Origin of the sequence: Rhodococcus sp. D-46, assembly GCF_011290655.1 — a bacterium.
Lineage (GTDB): Bacteria > Actinomycetota > Actinomycetes > Mycobacteriales > Mycobacteriaceae > Rhodococcus_F > Rhodococcus_F qingshengii.
Map to the genome: position 1 here is coordinate 1 of NZ_JAANTF010000043.1, position 1,325 is coordinate 1,325.

Annotated in this window: 2 rRNA genes; both read right to left on the reverse strand. The window is 53.9% G+C overall.

Features of this window, described 5'->3' with window-relative positions:
• Window positions 1-882: ribosomal RNA gene (locus G9U53_RS33230) — 23S ribosomal RNA — on the reverse strand; the annotation flags it as partial.
• Between the two features lie 327 nt (window positions 883-1,209).
• Window positions 1,210-1,325, reverse strand: a 16S ribosomal RNA gene (locus tag G9U53_RS33235); the annotation flags it as partial.

Here is a 1,325-nt window from a genome sequence, read left to right on the forward strand (position 1 = left end):
TCACCCCTACCCACAACTCATCCCCTCAGTTTTCAACCTAAGTGGGTTCGGTCCTCCACGACGTCTTACCGTCGCTTCAACCTGGCCATGGGTAGATCACTCCGCTTCGGGTCTAGAGCATGCCACTGACTCGCCCTATTCGGACTCGCTTTCGCTACGGCTACCCCACACGGGTTAACCTCGCGACATGCCACTAACTCGCAGGCTCATTCTTCAAAAGGCACGCCATCACCCCCAGCAGTAAACTGCTCGAAGGCTCTGACGGATTGTAAGCGCACGGTTTCAGGTACTATTTCACTCCCCTCCCGGGGTACTTTTCACCTTTCCCTCACGGTACTAGTCCGCTATCGGTCACCAGGGAGTATTCAGGCTTATCGGGTGGTCCCGACAGATTCACACCAGATTTCACGGGCCCGGTGCTACTTGGGTTTCCATTACAACAGTCACAAAGTTTTCGTGTACGGGATTCTCACCCTCTACGACAGGCCGTTCCAGACCACTTCCACTAACCCTGTGATTTCTTACTGTTGGCCAACACGGCAGTATTGACAAAATGAACCCCACAACCCCACGAATGCAACACCTGCCGGCTATCACACACCCATGGTTTAGCCTCTTCCGCTTTCGCTCGCCACTACTCACGGAATCACGGTTGTTTTCTCTTCCTGTGGGTACTGAGATGTTTCACTTCCCCACGTTCCCTCCACACGCCCTATATATTCAGGCGCGGGTAACACGACATCACTCGTGCTGGGTTTCCCCATTCGGACATCCTCGGATCACAGCTCGGTTGACAGCTCCCCGAGGCTTATCGCAGCCTCCTACGTCCTTCATCGGCTCCTGGTGCCAAGGCATCCACCGTACGCTCTTCATTACTTACAACAAAGATGCTCGCGTCCACTGTGCAGTTCTCAAACAACACACAAACAACCACCTCACGCAGACACCAACAAGAAAAAAATCTTGCGGTATGACTGCAGCAGTCATTTGTCGTTACTTCCTAGAGAGGAAACACTCGCGTGTTCTCTCAGGACCCAACAGTATGCCGATATAATTTGTTCTCCCACCAGCACTGAGGCCGGCAGTAACGAAAACGAATGCTTGTCAGCGTCCACCCATGAGCAACCACCGTTCCACATACGGGAACGAAATGGCCTCTGCTTTCCTCAACCACACCTGTGTGCAGCGAGCGAAAGAGATGCTCCTTAGAAAGGAGGTGATCCAGCCGCACCTTCCGGTACGGCTACCTTGTTACGACTTCGTCCCAATCGCCGATCCCACCTTCGACGGCTCCCTCCCACAAGGGGTTAAGCCACCGGCTTCGG